Annotated in this window: 18 protein-coding genes and 1 riboswitch; of the genes, 5 read left to right on the top strand and 13 right to left on the bottom strand. The window is 45.0% G+C overall.

Annotation, left to right across the window (positions count from 1 at the left end; all coding sequences use genetic code 11):
* Window positions 1–34 precede the first annotated feature (34 nt).
* From M4S28_RS15795 to thiQ, 4 genes are all read left to right on the top strand, one after another.
* Window positions 35–658: a flavin prenyltransferase UbiX gene (locus M4S28_RS15795; RefSeq protein ID WP_016787846.1), complete on the top strand. Its 624-nt coding sequence runs from the start codon at window positions 35–37 to the stop codon at window positions 656–658.
* Between the two features lie 43 nt (window positions 659–701).
* A riboswitch (TPP riboswitch) is annotated at window positions 702–821 on the top strand.
* A gap of 53 nt (window positions 822–874) precedes the next feature.
* Entirely contained in the window at window positions 875–1,867 is a 993-nt protein-coding gene (gene thiB, locus M4S28_RS15790) for a thiamine ABC transporter substrate binding subunit (RefSeq protein WP_102535151.1), read from the top strand.
* A gap of 124 nt (window positions 1,868–1,991) precedes the next feature.
* Complete coding sequence (gene thiP / locus M4S28_RS15785) at window positions 1,992–3,605, top strand: thiamine/thiamine pyrophosphate ABC transporter permease ThiP (protein ID WP_249632080.1); 1,614 nt, start codon at window positions 1,992–1,994, stop codon at window positions 3,603–3,605.
* Window positions 3,605–4,309 (top strand): thiamine ABC transporter ATP-binding protein, encoded by a 705-nt coding sequence (gene thiQ / locus M4S28_RS15780; protein WP_249632079.1) that lies wholly within the window; start codon window positions 3,605–3,607, stop codon window positions 4,307–4,309. Before thiP ends, thiQ begins: the two co-directional genes overlap by 1 nt.
* Before the next feature lie 108 nt (window positions 4,310–4,417).
* Here the strand turns inward: thiQ and yjgA are convergent, their stop codons facing one another.
* Window positions 4,418–4,942: a ribosome biogenesis factor YjgA gene (gene yjgA / locus M4S28_RS15775; RefSeq protein WP_017083748.1), complete on the bottom strand. Its 525-nt coding sequence runs from the start codon at window positions 4,940–4,942 to the stop codon at window positions 4,418–4,420.
* A 118-nt stretch (window positions 4,943–5,060) separates the two neighbouring features.
* Between yjgA and pmbA the strand changes: the two genes are divergently transcribed.
* Complete coding sequence (gene pmbA, locus M4S28_RS15770) at window positions 5,061–6,404, top strand: metalloprotease PmbA (protein ID WP_249632078.1); 1,344 nt, start codon at window positions 5,061–5,063, stop codon at window positions 6,402–6,404.
* Window positions 6,405–6,552: 148 nt separating this feature from the next.
* Here pmbA and mgtE read toward each other — a convergent pair whose 3' ends face one another.
* The 12 genes from mgtE to M4S28_RS15710 form a co-directional block, all read right to left on the bottom strand.
* Window positions 6,553–7,908 carry a magnesium transporter gene (mgtE, locus tag M4S28_RS15765; protein WP_004735298.1) on the bottom strand — a complete coding sequence of 452 codons (1,356 nt, stop codon included), beginning with the start codon at window positions 7,906–7,908 and terminating at the stop codon, window positions 6,553–6,555.
* Window positions 7,909–8,056: 148 nt separating this feature from the next.
* Window positions 8,057–8,332, bottom strand: a complete 276-nt coding sequence (locus M4S28_RS15760) for an HPr family phosphocarrier protein (RefSeq protein ID WP_004735299.1) — start codon at window positions 8,330–8,332, stop codon at window positions 8,057–8,059.
* Window positions 8,333–8,334: 2 nt separating this feature from the next.
* Window positions 8,335–9,204, bottom strand: coding sequence for an RNase adapter RapZ (gene rapZ / locus M4S28_RS15755; protein WP_004735300.1), 870 nt, complete (start codon window positions 9,202–9,204; stop codon window positions 8,335–8,337).
* A 1-nt stretch (window position 9,205) separates the two neighbouring features.
* The gene (ptsN, locus tag M4S28_RS15750; protein ID WP_004735301.1) at window positions 9,206–9,667 is read right to left on the bottom strand and encodes a PTS IIA-like nitrogen regulatory protein PtsN; all 462 of its coding nucleotides are present in this window, start codon (window positions 9,665–9,667) and stop codon (window positions 9,206–9,208) included.
* A gap of 1 nt (window position 9,668) precedes the next feature.
* Window positions 9,669–9,956: a ribosome hibernation promoting factor gene (hpf, locus tag M4S28_RS15745; RefSeq protein WP_004735302.1), complete on the bottom strand. Its 288-nt coding sequence runs from the start codon at window positions 9,954–9,956 to the stop codon at window positions 9,669–9,671.
* Between the two features lie 72 nt (window positions 9,957–10,028).
* On the bottom strand, window positions 10,029–11,489 hold the full coding sequence (locus M4S28_RS15740) for an RNA polymerase factor sigma-54 (RefSeq protein ID WP_004735303.1): 1,461 nt from the start codon (window positions 11,487–11,489) through the stop codon (window positions 10,029–10,031).
* Between the two features lie 54 nt (window positions 11,490–11,543).
* Complete coding sequence (lptB, locus tag M4S28_RS15735) at window positions 11,544–12,269, bottom strand: LPS export ABC transporter ATP-binding protein (RefSeq protein ID WP_004735304.1); 726 nt, start codon at window positions 12,267–12,269, stop codon at window positions 11,544–11,546.
* A gap of 2 nt (window positions 12,270–12,271) precedes the next feature.
* A complete protein-coding gene (lptA, locus tag M4S28_RS15730) occupies window positions 12,272–12,766 on the bottom strand; it encodes a lipopolysaccharide transport periplasmic protein LptA (RefSeq protein ID WP_004735305.1) in 495 nt (164 codons plus the stop codon).
* Window positions 12,747–13,310 (bottom strand): LPS export ABC transporter periplasmic protein LptC, encoded by a 564-nt coding sequence (gene lptC / locus M4S28_RS15725; protein ID WP_004735306.1) that lies wholly within the window; start codon window positions 13,308–13,310, stop codon window positions 12,747–12,749. Before lptC ends, lptA begins: the two co-directional genes overlap by 20 nt.
* A complete protein-coding gene (kdsC, locus tag M4S28_RS15720) occupies window positions 13,307–13,864 on the bottom strand; it encodes a 3-deoxy-manno-octulosonate-8-phosphatase KdsC (RefSeq protein ID WP_004735307.1) in 558 nt (185 codons plus the stop codon). The genes lptC and kdsC overlap by 4 nt, the downstream gene beginning before the upstream one ends.
* On the bottom strand, window positions 13,864–14,835 hold the full coding sequence (locus M4S28_RS15715) for a KpsF/GutQ family sugar-phosphate isomerase (protein WP_017086695.1): 972 nt from the start codon (window positions 14,833–14,835) through the stop codon (window positions 13,864–13,866). Before M4S28_RS15715 ends, kdsC begins: the two co-directional genes overlap by 1 nt.
* Window positions 14,836–14,869: 34 nt before the next feature.
* Complete coding sequence (locus tag M4S28_RS15710; protein WP_004735309.1) at window positions 14,870–15,835, bottom strand: calcium/sodium antiporter; 966 nt, start codon at window positions 15,833–15,835, stop codon at window positions 14,870–14,872.
* Between the last annotated feature and the right edge of the window lie 203 nt (window positions 15,836–16,038).

The raw sequence follows: 16,038 nt of genomic DNA, 5'->3' as shown, positions 1-16,038 counted from the left end.
ATCCACGACCTTATATTTTGAAGTAATTGAGAACATGACAAAACACGATAAAGCTATAACCCTCGCTTTCACTGGCGCATCAGGTGCGCCTTATGGCCTGCGTTTACTTGAATGCCTTTTGGCGGCGGATTATCAGGTCTATTTACTGATATCTTCGGCAGCGAGAGTGGTGTTGGCGACCGAGCATGAACTTAAGTTACCTGCAGGGCCCGATGCCGCGAAACAAGCTTTGGTTAAGCATTTAGGCTGCGACCCAGAAAAGCTGGTGGTGTGTGGCAAAGATGATTGGTTCTCACCGGTTGCCTCTGGTTCTGCAGCGCCGAAGCAGATGGTCGTTTGCCCATGCTCAGCGGGAAGCTTGGCTTCAATTGCTCATGGCCTGTCAGATAATCTGATTGAGCGTGCTGCAGATGTGGTCATGAAAGAACGAGGCCAACTGTTGTTGGTGGTTCGTGAGACGCCATTCTCGACGCTGCACTTAGAGAACATGCATAAGCTATCGACTATGGGCGTGACGATCATGCCTGCCGCTCCGGGTTTTTATCATCAACCCAAGTCGATTGAAGATCTGGTCGATTTTATGGTGGCGCGCATTTTGGATCATCTTGGCATCGAGCAAGGTTTAGTGCCACGTTGGGGTTACGATCAACGTAATTGATCCAAACTTGATAGCTTATTGTTAAAATTCGAATTACAATTCTGAACACTCATCGGGGAGCGAACCATTCAAATAATGAATGCGAGCTGAGATCAAGCAAGTGCTTGGGACCCGTAAACCTGAACCAGATAATGCTGGCGTAGGAATTGAGTTAGGAACAACTTCTACCGTTCTCCTCCCTCAAACCTGTGCCGCTCAGACCATGGAGAGCGTCCAGTGAAATTCACATTAACAACTCTTGCTGTTACTACAGCCATCTCTTTTTCTGCCTTTGCTGCAGACAATACCTTAACTGTATATACCTATGACTCTTTTGCTGCGGATTGGGGCCCTCGTCCTGCCGTTGAAAAAGCATTTGAAGAGAAGTGTGGCTGCGATGTGAACTTTGTCGCGCTAGAAGATGGCGTGTCTATTTTGAACCGCTTGCGCCTTGAAGGCGGTAACAGCAAAGCAGATATCGTGTTAGGTTTAGATAACAATCTGATGGCAGAAGCGAAAGCGACGGGCTTATTGGCTGAGCACAATGTTGATACGTCTTCAGTGACACTTCCGAATGGTTGGAATGACAGTACTTTTGTCCCTTATGACTTTGGCTACTTTGCTTTTGTTTACAACAAAGAGAAGTTGGCAAACCCGCCTAAGAGCTTGAAAGAACTGGTTGAGCAGCGTGATGATCTCAAGGTTATCTACCAAGACCCACGTACATCAACGCCGGGTCAAGGCATGATGCTATGGATGAAGTCAGTATACGGTGATGAAGCGACAGCAGCTTGGAAGAAGCTCGCTCAGAAAACGGTTACTGTGACTAAAGGTTGGTCTGAAGCTTACTCTATGTTCTTAAAGGGTGAGTCGGACTTAGTCTTGTCTTACACGACTTCTCCGGCTTACCACATCATTGCAGAAAGTGATTCTAAGTACGCAGCAGCAAGCTTTGAAGAAGGTCATTACACTCAAGTGGAAGTGGCAGCGAAAGTTAAAGGCAGCAAGAACGAAAAGCTTGCCGATGAGTTTATGGCGTTTATCCTAAGTGATGAATTCCAATCTGCGATGCCAACGGGCAACTGGATGTACCCAGTGACGGATATCGAGCTACCAAAAGGGTTTGATCAGTTAACAGTACCGCAGAAAGCTTTGAGTTTTACGCCTGAAGAAATCGCTGCTAAGCGTAAGCCATGGATTCGTGAATGGCAGAGTGCACTTACTTTTTAAAAGATTAGCTTTCTAGCTTAACTTTCTAAAGATGAGTTTCCTAAAATTCAGCTTTCTAACTTTCTGTATTTAAAGGTTCGTTTGATATTAACTGAGTGAACCACTTACGGTAAAAAATCAATTTATGATAAAGAAAACACCTAAGGTCGGGATCTGGGTTGCGATACTCATTACCGCCTTTGTGGTTTCAGCAGTTGGGGCATTGCTTAGCAATGCCCCTTCTCTTGATATCAGCCAAGTATGGTCCGATCCTTACTATTGGCATGTAACGAAATTCAGTTTTTATCAAGCGACACTCTCAACTGTGCTGAGTGTTGGCTTTGCTATACCTATTGCTCATGCTTTGTGTCGCAGGCAATTTTTTGGGCGAGCTCTGTTGTTAAGGCTGTTCGCGTCGACCTTGGTTCTGCCTGTGTTAGTCGGTGTGTTTGGTTTGCTTGCAATTTATGGCAACAGTGGTTGGTTAGCTAAATTTCTGGCGAACTTCGATATTGAATTACCATTCTCGATTTATGGGTTGAATGGCATTTTGCTCGCACATGTCTTCTTTAATCTTCCCTATGCCAGTCGTTTACTTTTACAAGCTTTAGATACCGTGCCTGCCGAGCAACATAAGCTGTGTGCTCATTTGGGTATGAGTCATTGGAATAAATTTAAATGGGTCGAATGGCCGCGATTGAGACAACAGCTGCCTCATGTATGTGGCTTAGTCTTCATGTTGTGCTTTACTAGCTTTGCTACCGTGATGGCGCTAGGTGGAGGTCCGAAATCGACCACTATCGAACTCGCTATTTATCAAGCGATTAAATTCGACTTTGACTTACAGGCTGGTGCCTTGCTCGCGATATGGCAAATGCTGCTGTGTGGTGTGCTCGCCGTGAGTATTCAGCGACTGTCGAAACCTATTTCAGTGACGGCCAGTCAGTTGTCGGAAGAGAAATATTTGGTTAAGGACTGCTGGTGGTCAAAAGCTTGGGATAGCTTTTGGATCATAGTAGTCTCAATGCTGGTATTGCCGCCATTAGCCATGGTTATCGTCAGTGGTATTAACTCACAAGCACTGACTGTGCTCAGCAGCGAACCGTTTTGGGCTGCACTAATGACCTCAGTTAAAGTTGCGTCCTTAGCAAGTGTTATTGCTGTCGGTATTGGTATTGCGATACTGCTGACCAGTCGTGCATGGCGTTTGCAGAATAAGAACTTTAGAGCCGATAAAATCGAGCTGATTGGTACCATTATCTTAGTGACTCCAGGGTTAGTGATCAGTACGGGACTCTTCTTATTACTGCGTTCATTTACCGATGTATTTAGCTTAGCTTTCTTTATTGTGATTGCAGTAAATAGCTTAATGGCACTGCCTTATGTGATTAAAACCTTAGCTCAACCTATGTTGCATTTATCTCAACAGTATCAATACGTGTGTGCAAGCTTGGGTATGACAGGTTTCACACGTTTTAGGCTGGTGGAGTGGCGCGCACTACGTAAACCAATGGCGCAAGCCTTCTCTATTAGCTTTATGCTGGCGATGGGGGACTTGAGCGCTATTGCCTTGTTTGGTAGCCAAGATTTTAGAACGCTGCCTTTGTATCTATTCCAATTGTTAGGCAGCTATCAAATGGAAGCTGCCGCGGTGGTTTCGGTGAGTTTACTGCTGCTGAGTGTGGGCAGTTTTAGCTTAATAGAATTTTTATTTACTCGAAGTTCAAAGCCCAATGCTAAAGAGTTAAGGAACCGATGATGTTAGTGATGAAAGAGGTGGACTACCACTATCACCGAGAGTTGTTTTGCTTTGATTTTCAAGCTGAGCAGGGCGACATTGTCGCGTTGATGGGGCCGAGTGGCGCTGGTAAATCAACGTTGTTGGCGCTAGTCGCGGGATTCATAGAGCCTACATCGGGTGAGATATCAGTGGCAGGACAATCGCTTATTGGTAAAGAAGCACATCAACGCCCATTGGCTATGCTGTTCCAAGAACACAATCTTTTTGCTCATCTCACCGTACGTGAAAATATTGGTTTAGGGCTGCATCCAGGATTAAAGCTTACGGCAACCCAAAAGCTCAAAGTTGAGCAAGCAGCCGCACAAGTAGGTGTTGCAGAGTATTTAGATAGATTGCCTGAGCATTTATCGGGTGGCCAGCGCCAACGTGTCGCGTTAGCCCGCTGTTTTGTTCAGCCTCATGATATCTGGTTGCTTGATGAGCCTTTCTCTGCGCTTGATCCTTTGCTGCGCGAGGAGATGCTTAGCTTAGTGAAGCGATTAGCGGCAGAACGAAATATTACGGTATTGATGGTGACTCACCATTTAGGTGATGCACGCAGTATCGCGAATAAGTTTATTTTTGTGGCGCTAGGTAAGGTGTTGGTTGAAGACTCGATAGAGGTACTGACCGCTACTCATCCACAGCAAGAATTAAGCTCGTTTGTTAAAGCGGGTGAGTGACGACTGAGTATTGGTCTTGATGGCTTTTGATATTGAGTAAGTCGAAAACAAAAAGACCTAGCATGTGCTAGGTCTTTTATTATCTTTCTGAGCAAAGGGAGACGAAGATTAGTCGCCTTGCTTTAGCTCTTTTAAGATTTGGAAGATCTCGCGAGAAGACTTCGCTGGCTTGTTTGCTGATTTCTCTTTGTTAGCTTGGCGAGCTAGCTGACGAAGACGTTGACGGTCTGCTTCAGGGTACATTTCCATAACGTCAGAAATGGCAGCATCACCTTCTGCAACAACGCGGTCACGCAGTTGTTCTAGTTTGTGCAGTTCAACTGTTGCTTGAGAGTGTTTGTTGCGAATTTTATCTAAAGCCGCTTGAATTGGCTCTGGATCTACATTGCGCATTACTTTACCAATGTATTGAAGCTGACGGCGCTTTGCTTCATTTTTAAAGCGTTGTGCATCTTTAATCGCTTGTGCCAGGTCTTCAGACAAAGGGAACTTATCAAGAATAGAAGGCTTTAGTTCAACAAGCTCTTCTCCCAGCTTTTGCAGGGCATCCATGTCCGTTTTCATTTCTGTCTTACTTACCCAGATGATTTCTTCTTCTGGTTCCCATGGGGCTTTTTGGTTTTTGCGAGCCATCTTTTCTGCCTATGTCACTATCTCAAACGAATATATTGCCTATTTTAGCAAGAATCTTGGGGAGAAAGCGAAATTCTTGTTATCCTACGTAATATTGACCTAAAAAATTAGAATAGATATGGATGTAAAACAGCAAGTCGCCCAGCAAAGAGTTGAGCTAGAAGCCGCAGTAGCTAAAGCGTTGGATATGGCATCAGTGAGTGCAGACGCAGCTGAGGTCGCTATTACTAAGTCAACGGGTTTAAGTGTTTCAACACGTATGTGTGAAGTGGAAAACGTTGAATTTAATAGTGATGGTGCTCTAGGTATTACTGTTTACCGCGGCCAGAAAAAAGGCAGCGCATCTACATCTGATCTGAGTGAAAAGGCAATTGCTCAAACAGTCGCGGCTGCGCTTGATATCGCTCAGTACACTTCTGAAGACCCATTTGCAGGTCCTGCCGCAAAAGAATACATGGTAAAAGAAATTCCAGATTTGGATCTTTTCCACCCTGATGAACCAAACCCTGACTATGCCGCTGAGATTGCGATTGCTGCTGAGAAGCAAGCGCTAGCTTATAGCGACAAGATCAAACAAAGTGATGGTGCAAGCTACGACAGTCACTATGGTGTTAAGGTTTATGGTAACAGCCATGGCTTACTAGCAAGCTACGCCTCAAGCCGCCATAGCACGAGCTGCTGTGTGATTGGACAAGGCGTTAATGGTGAAATGGAACGTGACTACAGCTACACCGTTGCACGTCATCGTGATGAGCTATGGGCGCCTGAGCGTGTTGGTCAAGAAGCGGCAGAAAAAACCATCAGCCGTTTGGATGCTAAAAAGCTACCAACAGGCCAATATCCAATTATGTTCGCGAACGATGTCGCTACAGGTCTAATTGGCCACCTTGTGATGGCAATTAGCGGTGGTAATCTTTACCGTAAGTCTTCGTTCTTACTGGATCATCTAGGTCAGAAAATCTTGCCAGATTGGTTCAATATCTCTGAGCGTCCCCATATCTTACGTGGTTTGGCTTCAAGCCCATTCGATAGCGAAGGTGTGTTCACTCAAGATCGTGAAATCATCACCGACGGTGTGTTAGCAACTTACCTGCTAACGAGCTACGCCGCACGTAAAATGGATATGACGCCAACAGGTCATGCGGGTGGTATTCATAACTGGTTCGTTAAATCGACCGGTCAAAACTTTGAGCAGATGCTAAAAGAGTTAGGCACAGGCTTTCTTGTGACTGAAGTGATGGGTCAAGGCGTTAATACCGTGACAGGTGATTATTCTCGTGGTGCTGCAGGTTTCTGGGTTGAGAACGGAGAGATCCAATACCCAGTATCGGAAGTGACGATCGCGGGCAATCTAAAAGATATGTTCACTCAGATTGTAGCGGTAGGTAACGACGTTGAAACTCGTTCACAAATTCAAACCGGTTCTATCTTGCTTGAATCGATGAAAGTCGCGGGTGAGTAATTTGCTTAATTTGCTTTAGTTTAAACCTGAAGCTCAAACCTGAAGCGTAAATCTGACCTATTAAAAAGGGAGCCTCTGGCTCCCTTTTTGTATTCAGCATCTCGTCTTAGAATAGGCTATCTGTTTATTCACACTAGATAAGCATGAGTTAGATAAGTATCGTGGCTAGGCCTAAGAATACCGATAGGCCAATCACATCGGTTACTGTGGTCAGAGCCATACCGCCTGCAAGGGCAGGGTCGATATTCATCTTCTTCAGCATCACAGGAATGGTTACACCGGCGATACCCGCGACAATCAAGTTTGTCATCATCGCTGCTGAGATGATGCCTCCCAAGATCCAATTGCCTTTCCAAGCAACCACTATGCCGCCAATGATAACGGCCCATAGAATACCGTTAAGGAAGCCGATAGAGGCTTCTTTGAGTAGCAGTTCGCGTTTGTTACTGTCACCAATGTGACCAAGCGCTAAACCACGAATCACTAGAGCGACGGTTTGGTTACCTGCAACCCCACCCATGGACGGTACGATAGTCATCAAAACAGCAATCGCGGCCATCTCATTCAGTGTCGCCTCAAACATGTTAGACACAGACGCTGCCGCGAGTGCTGCCAAAACGTTTGCGCCTAGCCATACACTACGACGACGAGCAGATTTGACGACCGGAGCGAAGGTATCTTCGTCATCGTCCATACCCGCCATACTCATCATTGAGTGTTCGGCATCTTCACGGATAACATCAACCACATCATCGATCGTGATACGACCGACAAGGTGTTGATTTACATCGACAACAGGAGCTGACACCCAGTTACGACGTTCGAACAGGCTGGCGATATCAGAGGCACTGGTTTCAACTGCGATCGCTTCGTCGGCATCTTCCATCACTTCTGAAACAGACACATCAGGCTGAGTCGTAATCAGTGTGCTGAGCGATAGGTTACCAATGAGGCGTTCGTCGTCATCGATAACATACAATGCATCGGTAGCGTCAGGTAATTCACCACGCATGCGTAAATAACGCAGTACGACCTCAACATCGACATCACCACGTATCGTGATTACGTCGGTGTTCATTAACGCACCCGCTGAATCTTCTGGGTACGATAGTGCGGTTTCAACTAAAGCACGATCAACGGAGTCCATTTGAGAAAGGACTTCGCGAGAAACATCGTCAGGTAGGCTTCGAAGTACGTACGCGACGTCATCGGTTTCCATGCCTTCTGTTGCTTCTGCCAAGGTCTCTGGTGCCATTTTTGACACAAGAGCATCTTTGACGTCTTCGTTTAGTTCATCAAGAATTTCACCGTAGTCTTCAGGGTCGGTGAGTTGCCAGAGTACGTCACGACTTTTGCGAGGGGAGGCTTCTAAAAGGTGTGCAATATCCTCAGGTTCCATATCCTGAAGTTGTCGGCGTACGTGAACAAATCGGCCGTTTTCTAGGGCTTCGCTGACTTCTTGGAGGGTTTGGTGAGCTTGGTCGAATTCTAATTGCTCTGCCATATTTTCCTCCTATCTCATTATTCTAACAATGCTTGGAATAGTAACTTAATTCTGGGGCTTATTTAAATCATTAACTTAGGTAGAACTAAGAATTAATATTGGTTGATGCGTGGTTTGAGTTCTAGATGTTGTGAGTGAAGCGTTTTTGCTACTCGCCTTCATCAAACCGGTCTTCAATTAGGTGACAAACGGCATCAAGCGCTTGCTGTGAATCGGTGCCTGCGGCTTGGATGGTGATGTGTTGCCCTTGCGCCGACTCCAGCATAAGTAGCCCCATTACACTGTCTGCTGTTGCCGTTTTATCTTCTTCACTATGGATAGTGATGGTTGCATCAAAGCTTTGTGCAAGCTCAACCAATTTTACGGCTGCTCTAGCGTGAAGACCCAAGCGATTTTGGATCAGTACAGTTCGAGTTAATTCCATGGTTAGCCCTGTTGGTGCTTCTCTAGGGAGGCGTGTCTGATTTGAACTTGATGGCCAAGTTGTTCGAAGTATTCACCAATTTTCTGAGTTAGGTAAACCGAGCGGTGTTTACCGCCAGTACAACCAATCGCGACCGTTAGATAACTGCGATTATTCTTCTCTAGCATTGGCAACCATTGCTCAACAAAGCCTTGAATTTGCTGCTTGAGTTCAAGAACTTCTGAATGTTTTTCAAGAAAAGAGTGAATGGGTGCATCAAGACCCGTTAATGGTCGCAGTGCGGGTTCCCAGTGAGGATTCGGCAAAAAGCGAACATCAAACACATAGTCGGCATCACTTGGTAGTCCGTATTTGAAACCGAAAGATTGAAAGACAATGATCAGCTCTTGCTTCTCTTTACCTTCAACTTTAAATCGAACCTTTTCGCTCAATTCATAGAGGTTGCAGTCACTGCTGTCAATCACAATGCTGGCTTGTTCTGCGAGAGGTGTTAGGAGTGTCTTTTCTAAATCAATCGCTTGCTCAAGAGATAACTTTTCCTGACCGATCGACAAAGGATGGATTCTGCGTGTTTCGCTGTAGCGTTTGAGTAGCGTTTGCTTACTTGCGTCTAGGAACAAAACGTTCACATCAATATCAGTGGCGGCTTCTAGTTGTTCTAGTGTCTCTGTAACTAACTGCGGTTCTTTCGGTAGGTTGCGAATATCAATGCTAACAGCGACGTTTTGATTGATCTCGCGTACCGATTCGACGAAGTCGCTTAGCAGGTTTACTGGAAGATTATCAACACAGTAATACCCCAAGTCTTCAAGGACTCGTAACGCAACACTTTTACCGGCCCCAGATTGGCCACTCACAACGATTAATCGCATGTTATTGCTCGCAAGTTGGCACTTGGATCATGATGTCGTAAAGCTCTTGATCGCTTTGAGCATTACGCAACTTTTTAAGAGTCTGCTTGTCGTTAAGTCGTTCTGCCATACATGAAAGGGTTTTTAGATGTTCCTTGCACTGTTCACTTGGAACAAGCAGGGCAAATAGTAGGTCGACAGGACGATTATCAATCGCATCAAATTCGATTGGGTCTTGGCATTGTAGTAATACAGCTATCGCTTTATCACTGACATTCATACGAGCATGAGGAATAGCGATGCCATTACCAATACCAGTACTGCCCATTTTTTCACGGCTCAACATGCACTCAAACAGTTCTGTTGAATCTTGACCACAGCTTTCTGCAGCGATCTGACTGATGAGCTCAAGGGCTCTTTTTTTGCTTGTGCATTGGACTGCACTTTTGGTGCAGTCCAATGAAAGTACTTCGCTTAATTGCATGTTAGTGACTACTTAGCTTTTCTTTGTGCTTGTTGAGTTGGCGGACGAGTTTATCAACCAATGAATCAATCGCGGCATACATGCTTTCATCAGTTGCTGTCGCATGGATTTCCCCCTGATTTATATGCAGGGTAGCTTCCGCGATTTGATTGATTTTCTCAACTTTTAAAACAACCTGAACGCTATTGATATGATCAAAGAAGCGCTCAAGTTTGTCGAATTTAGTGCGAACATAGTCTTGCATTGAATCGGTAAGATCAACGTGATGGCCTTGAATATTGATTTGCATAGACTTTCCTTTTCAGTTGGTTGCCAGGTTATAACTAAATTAATAGTTAACTAAATAGCTAACTAAATTAGCTTATAGCAGGCGTTTACGCTGACTCGATGGGGCAATGCCCAGAGACTCACGGTATTTCGCTATGGTACGTCTAGCTACCTGAATTCCTTGGTCAGCCAGTAAAGCAGCAATCTTACTGTCACTGAGAGGCTTCGCGGTATTTTCCGCTGCGACAAGCTTCTTAATGAGTGCGCGAATTGCTGTAGATGAACATTCACCGCCATTGTCAGTGCTGACATGGCTTGAGAAAAAGTATTTGAGTTCGAAGATGCCACGTGGCGTGTGCATGAATTTTTGAGTCGTCACACGAGAGATCGTGGATTCGTGCATATCAACGGCTAACGCAACATCATTCAGAACCATTGGCTTCATCGCTTCTTCGCCATGTTCGAAGAAATCACGCTGATGTTCAACAATGCATCGCGCAACTTTGAGTAGCGTCTCATTTCGGCTTTCTAAGCTTTTGATTAGCCATTTTGCTTCTTGCAAATTTGAGCGAATGAATTGGTTGTCTGCGCTGCTGCCCTTGCTACCAAGAGCGGCATATTGCTGATTTACTTTCAGCTTAGGGACACTATCAGGGTTAATGGTGACTAACCACTTTCCAAGATCTTTGAACACCGTTACGTCTGGAACCACATATTCAGTTTCGTCCGGTGTAATCTTACTGCCTGGTCGAGGATCCAGTTGCTGAATCAGTTGCAGAACCTCACGTAGTTCCGCTTCTTTCAGCTTGGTTTCTTTGATGACTAATTTGTAATCGCGGTTACCGAGTTGGTCGATGTGGCTAGTAAGTACTAACTTAGCTTCATTAAGCCAAGGGGTATCCTGGGGAAAGGTTGCCAGTTGCAGTAACAAGCAATCTTGTAGGTTTACTGAACCGACACCCAGCGGGTCAAACTGCTGAACTCGTTTGCGGACGGCTTCAATCTCATCAAGCTCTACTTCTTCGCTATCGAAGTTTTCAAGGATATCTTCACAAGATACGGTGAGGTAGCCATAGTCATCAATGGCATCAATCAGCGCGAAAGCAATGCTTCGGTCAGTTTCAGAGAATGGTGTTAGGTCGAGTTGCCAAAGTAGGTAATCGTGTAGGCTTTGAGTCGTTTCGCCTTGATAAACAGGCATGTCGTCATCAATCGCAATACCAGTGTTACCTGTGTTGGCGCTGTAGACGTCTTCCCAAGTTGTGTCGATTTCTAGTTCGTTGCCAATTTCTGATTTTTCGATTAAGTCTGAACTATCAGGTAAATCTTGCTCTGTGGCTTCAACTGTTTCTTTCTCGTCACTGCTAGGTTTCTCTTCCGATGTAGGCGTATCTTCATTGCCTTCTTCGACATCGAGTAGTGGATTAGATTCAAGTGCTTCTTGAATCTCTTGCTGCAAATCTAAAGTAGACAATTGCAACAAACGAATCGCTTGCTGCAATTGAGGAGTCATTGCTAACTGTTGGCCTAGCTTAAGTTGTAATGAGGGTTTCATTCAGTGTGACTTACCTAGTTATTATTCTTAGAACTCTCGATACTCTCTATATAATCATAGACGGAATTGTTCGCCTAGATAAACTTGTTTAACTTGTTCGTTATTGAGAACATCTTCAGGAGTACCCTCAGCGATCAGGTGTCCTTGGCTTACGATGTAAGCTTTTTCACACACATCTAATGTTTCACGAACGTTGTGATCGGTAATCAAAACGCCCAAGCCGCGATCACGTAGGTGAACAATGATTTTCTTGATATCGATAACTGAGATCGGGTCAACACCGGCAAACGGTTCATCCAGCAGAATGAATTGCGGGTTTGCTGCTAGAGCTCGAGCAATCTCCACACGACGACGCTCACCACCTGACAGAGCCATACCATTACTGGTGCGGATATGTTGGATGTGGAACTCTTCTAGAAGGTCTTCCAGCTTATCTTGGCGCTGTTCGTTAGTCATCTCATCACGGGTTTGTAAAACGGCCATGATGTTGTTCTCAACAGACAATTTACGGAAAATCGATGCTTCTTGCGGTAGGTAACCGATACCAAGACGAGAACGACTGTGCATTGGCAAGATACTGATGTCACGGTCGTCAATGCTGATAGTTCCTTCATCACGCGCAACCAGGCCAACTATCATATAGAAAGAGGTCGTTTTCCCCGCACCGTTAGGGCCAAGCAGACCAACGATCTGGCCTGACTCTACCTGCAAGCTTACATCGGTAACAACTTTGCGCTTGCTGTAGGTTTTCGCTAGGTTTTTTGCTTTAAGAACAGCCATCGTTACTTATTCACTTCCGTTGGTTGTAAAACCGTTGACACTCGTTTGTTTTCACCACTGTCAGCGACTAATTTTTGAGAGCCGATCTGGTAGGTGATCTTAGAGCCACGAATGATGCTGCCATCTTGAGATAGCATTGCATTCTTAGTCATGATCAATTTGTCGGCAACAAGCTGGTAATGTAAGTCATCAGCTTCACCGTAGAGTGTCTTCCCGTCGTCAGTCAGTTGAGAGAAGGTCGCTGGCTTACCGAAGCCTTGAATTTCTTCAATCTCACCGTTTACGGCGTTGCGGGTAACAATAACCTTATCGGCATTGATATTGATGCTGCCTTGCTTAAGGTTTACATCACCAAGGAAAGTCACTTGGTTACTTTTCATATCCAATTGCTGGCTGTCTGAGTCAATGTAGACAGGTTGCTCGCTATCCGAAGAAAGGGCATAGACATTAGGCGCCGCAAGGGTCAAAGCGAATAAACTAAGGTGTAAGAGTTTCATATCTACCTTGAACAGAATTAAAGAGGGTTGCATTGTTGGTACCGAAGTTACCTTTCATTGCTTGTCCCTCAGTTTCAAAAAATGTACCGATCATATGGACCGGAGTCTCTGAATAAAAATCTCGGCTAGGCAGCTCAACAACCATTTTATCTGTGGTCATTGTATCGAAGCTGGCTTCTGGCAACAGGTTCTTTGCCACGACGTTGTCATAAAACGTGACAACTTGATTCTCATCCATAATCGCGCGATCAGCGGTGACTTGCCATTCAATCGTGTGCCCTTCTCGGAATACCGAAAGAACCGGGTTTTGAAAGTGCGTATCGCCAACCACTGAGTAGTGTTCTAAATACGTCGATTCAACCTGATAGCTACGAATACCGCTTTCGTCATAGCTAATGTTGTTTAGGCTTTTGCCACTAAACGCGGGCAGCTCCAAATTTGGAGCCACTTGTATCGTTGATGTTTGCTCTTTGTCATACAAGTAATAGGTCGACCAAGAGGCAATAAATATGAGTATTAAATAGATAATACGAGTAAAACTCATATGCTTAAACCTTTATGCACGTCGAGTTCATTTCTTGCTTGTAAAATAAGGTCGCAAACTTCACGTACCGCACCGTGACCACCGTTAATGGTTGTCACGTAATTTGCACGCTTTGCAAGTAGTGGATGACCATCTGCAACACATACTTTCAAGCCAACTTTTTCCATCACAGGCCAGTCGATCAGATCGTCTCCGATGTAGCCCGTATTTTCAGGGTTTACAGAAAGCTTATCGCAAATATCTTGGTATGCCTTAACTTTATCATCCTGACCTTGGTAAATAAGCTTAATACCGAGAGCGGTCATTCGATTCTCAACAATTTGAGATTTACGGCCAGTGATGATCGCGATTTCGATACCAGCGTTCATCAGTGACTTAATGCCATAGCCATCACGAGTGTGGAAGGTTTTCAGTTCTTCACCGTTGTTGCCCATGTAGATGCGACCATCTGAGAATACGCCATCGACATCGCAAATAAGCAATTTGATCTCTTTTGCTACGGCAAACACTTCTGAATCTACCGTGCCGTATAGAGTTTCGACTGTCTGTGTCATTACATTACTCCTGCTTTCAGTAAGTCATGCATGTTTAACGCTCCGACTAGTTTGCCTTCATGGCACAGCATTAGGCCATTGATGCTCTTAGCTTGCATCAAGTTCAAACCCTCAACCGCGAGCATGTTTGGTTCTGCTACCGTCGGATTTAGCGTCATCACGTCGCCGATCTGCGTGTCATGGATATCGATGCGCTTGTCTAGGATACGGCGCAAATCACCATCAGTAAAAATACCGGCCATTAGACCGTCTTCACCCACGACAGCCGTCATCCCCAAGCCTTTTTGAGATATCTCCAAAAGAGCGTCTCGTACCAATGCTTTCGGTGCTACCACTGGGAGTGCATCGCCCGTATGCATGATATCTTCAAGCTTCAATAATAGTTGTCGACCCAAAGCGCCGCCAGGATGAGACAAAGCAAAATCTTGCGCAGTAAAGCCTCTGGCTTGTAACAGTGCGACGGCTAATGCATCACCCATCACCAAGGTAGCCGTTGTACTGGTTGTTGGCGCAAGACCAAGTGGACACGCTTCTTCTGGTACTGATATTTGTAAATGAATATCAGACAAAGTCGCCATGTTTGATGCTGGCTTACCTGTCATGCTGATAATCTTGATGTTCAAACGCTTCAATACCGGGAATAAGCTTAGGATTTCACCTGATTCGCCAGAGTTGGATATTGCTATCACAACATCGCCAGCCCCGATCATTCCTAAGTCACCGTGCGCAGCCTCCCCTGGGTGTACGAAGAAAGCGGATGTCCCAGTACTTGCTAGTGTTGCTGCTATTTTTTTGCCGATGTGGCCAGATTTTCCCATGCCCATCACAACTACTTTTCCTTTGTTGTTCAGGATAAGGTCGCAAGCTTTGCAAAAGTCATCATTAAAATATTGGTCCAATTGAGTAAGACCTGCAACTTCGGTTTCCAAAACTTGCTTTGCAACACTGCGATAATCGAATGACTGAGACATTAAATACTCCAAGTACGGGAAGTTAAATCAATAATTAAGCTGACATGTTCATAAGTAGGTAAGCTTGGTAGGCCACGAATGTCACTATTAACACACCGCCTTCAATACGATTCACACTACGTGATTTACCTAGCGCCATGACGACAAGCAGTAGCGATACACCTAGCATTACCCAGAAATCACGACCCATCGCAAACTCGCTCAAGACTGAAGGGTTGAGGATGCCAGGGATACCCATAACAGCAAGGATGTTGAATACGTTCGAGCCAATGATATTACCCACGGCCATGTCATCTTCACCTTTCATTACACCTGCAAGAGATGCTGCTAGCTCAGGCAGACTTGTACCAACGGCAATAATGGTTAAACCAATCACAAGGTCGCTCATGCCAAAGAATTTCGCGATAACAACGGCGTTATCAACCAACATGTTGGCAGCTAGAGGCAGTATTATCAGACCAACTACCACCCACATTGCGGCTTTAGGGTTGCTCACGCCTTCAGGAACTTCAGATTCTTGTTCTTCAAGGAAGGCATCGCCGTTCTTTTTCTCACTGCGGCTGATTTGCAGCATCGCGAATAAGAATGCGGCAAAAAGAACAAACAACAATACGCCTTCGTAGAACCCTAAATGGTTGTCCCACAGCAAAGCGCCCGCTAGTAGAGTGACACCAATCATCAATGGTAGTTCACGGCGAATCACACCAGAGCTAATTGATAGCGGTTTGATAAGCGCTGTAATACCCAAAATCAGTGCGATGTTAGCGATGTTTGAACCGAGAACGTTACCTACAGCTGTATCTGTTTTTCCATCAAGAGCAGCTGTTGCTGAAACCATCATTTCAGGAGCCGAAGACCCCATTGCTAGAATCGTCATACCGATAACTAATGGTGAGATACCAAAGTTGCGAGCAAGAGCAGCGGCGCCGTAAACCAGCTTATCTGCACTCCACACCAAAAAACCTAGACCGATAATAAGAAACGCAATCGCTTCAAGCATGATGATTCCTAAAAAATTAATAAAAAACGGAGAATTAACCGCTAATTTTGACCTGTTGCTAGATAAAAGGGAAGTCACTCGGCAAATTAATTACCAGTTAGCAGGCAAGAAAGAGAGCTCAATAGATAATTTTCTAATGCTTTCAAATCCCTGCATAGATTCCTGTTTAATATGAATTAATTGAACAGTGCTTTTAATTCTAA

Origin of the sequence: Vibrio sp. J383, assembly GCF_023503985.1 — a bacterium.
In the GTDB taxonomy this organism is placed as follows: domain Bacteria; phylum Pseudomonadota; class Gammaproteobacteria; order Enterobacterales; family Vibrionaceae; genus Vibrio; species Vibrio splendidus.
This window is presented reverse-complemented; position numbering and strand designations above follow the sequence as displayed.

Excerpts from the sequence above, each read along its gene's own strand:
- thiP (WP_249632080.1), top strand. The coding sequence starts at position 1,992 with ATGATAAAGAAAACACCTAAGGTCGGGATCTGGGTTGCGATACTCATT.
- lptB (WP_004735304.1), bottom strand. The coding sequence starts at position 12,269 with ATGGCTGTTCTTAAAGCAAAAAACCTAGCGAAAACCTACAGCAAGCGC.
- pmbA (WP_249632078.1), top strand. The coding sequence starts at position 5,061 with ATGGATGTAAAACAGCAAGTCGCCCAGCAAAGAGTTGAGCTAGAAGCC.
- kdsC (WP_004735307.1), bottom strand. The coding sequence starts at position 13,864 with ATGACACAGACAGTCGAAACTCTATACGGCACGGTAGATTCAGAAGTG.
- M4S28_RS15760 (WP_004735299.1), bottom strand. The coding sequence starts at position 8,332 with ATGGAATTAACTCGAACTGTACTGATCCAAAATCGCTTGGGTCTTCAC.
- thiQ (WP_249632079.1), top strand. The coding sequence starts at position 3,605 with ATGTTAGTGATGAAAGAGGTGGACTACCACTATCACCGAGAGTTGTTT.
- M4S28_RS15740 (WP_004735303.1), bottom strand. The coding sequence starts at position 11,489 with ATGAAACCCTCATTACAACTTAAGCTAGGCCAACAGTTAGCAATGACT.
- hpf (WP_004735302.1), bottom strand. The coding sequence starts at position 9,956 with ATGCAAATCAATATTCAAGGCCATCACGTTGATCTTACCGATTCAATG.
- lptA (WP_004735305.1), bottom strand. The coding sequence starts at position 12,766 with ATGAAACTCTTACACCTTAGTTTATTCGCTTTGACCCTTGCGGCGCCT.
- M4S28_RS15710 (WP_004735309.1), bottom strand. The coding sequence starts at position 15,835 with ATGCTTGAAGCGATTGCGTTTCTTATTATCGGTCTAGGTTTTTTGGTG.
- rapZ (WP_004735300.1), bottom strand. The coding sequence starts at position 9,204 with ATGCGATTAATCGTTGTGAGTGGCCAATCTGGGGCCGGTAAAAGTGTT.
- M4S28_RS15795 (WP_016787846.1), top strand. The coding sequence starts at position 35 with ATGACAAAACACGATAAAGCTATAACCCTCGCTTTCACTGGCGCATCA.
- M4S28_RS15715 (WP_017086695.1), bottom strand. The coding sequence starts at position 14,835 with ATGTCTCAGTCATTCGATTATCGCAGTGTTGCAAAGCAAGTTTTGGAA.
- lptC (WP_004735306.1), bottom strand. The coding sequence starts at position 13,310 with ATGAGTTTTACTCGTATTATCTATTTAATACTCATATTTATTGCCTCT.
- mgtE (WP_004735298.1), bottom strand. The coding sequence starts at position 7,908 with ATGGCAGAGCAATTAGAATTCGACCAAGCTCACCAAACCCTCCAAGAA.
- ptsN (WP_004735301.1), bottom strand. The coding sequence starts at position 9,667 with ATGCAATTAAGCGAAGTACTTTCATTGGACTGCACCAAAAGTGCAGTC.
- yjgA (WP_017083748.1), bottom strand. The coding sequence starts at position 4,942 with ATGGCTCGCAAAAACCAAAAAGCCCCATGGGAACCAGAAGAAGAAATC.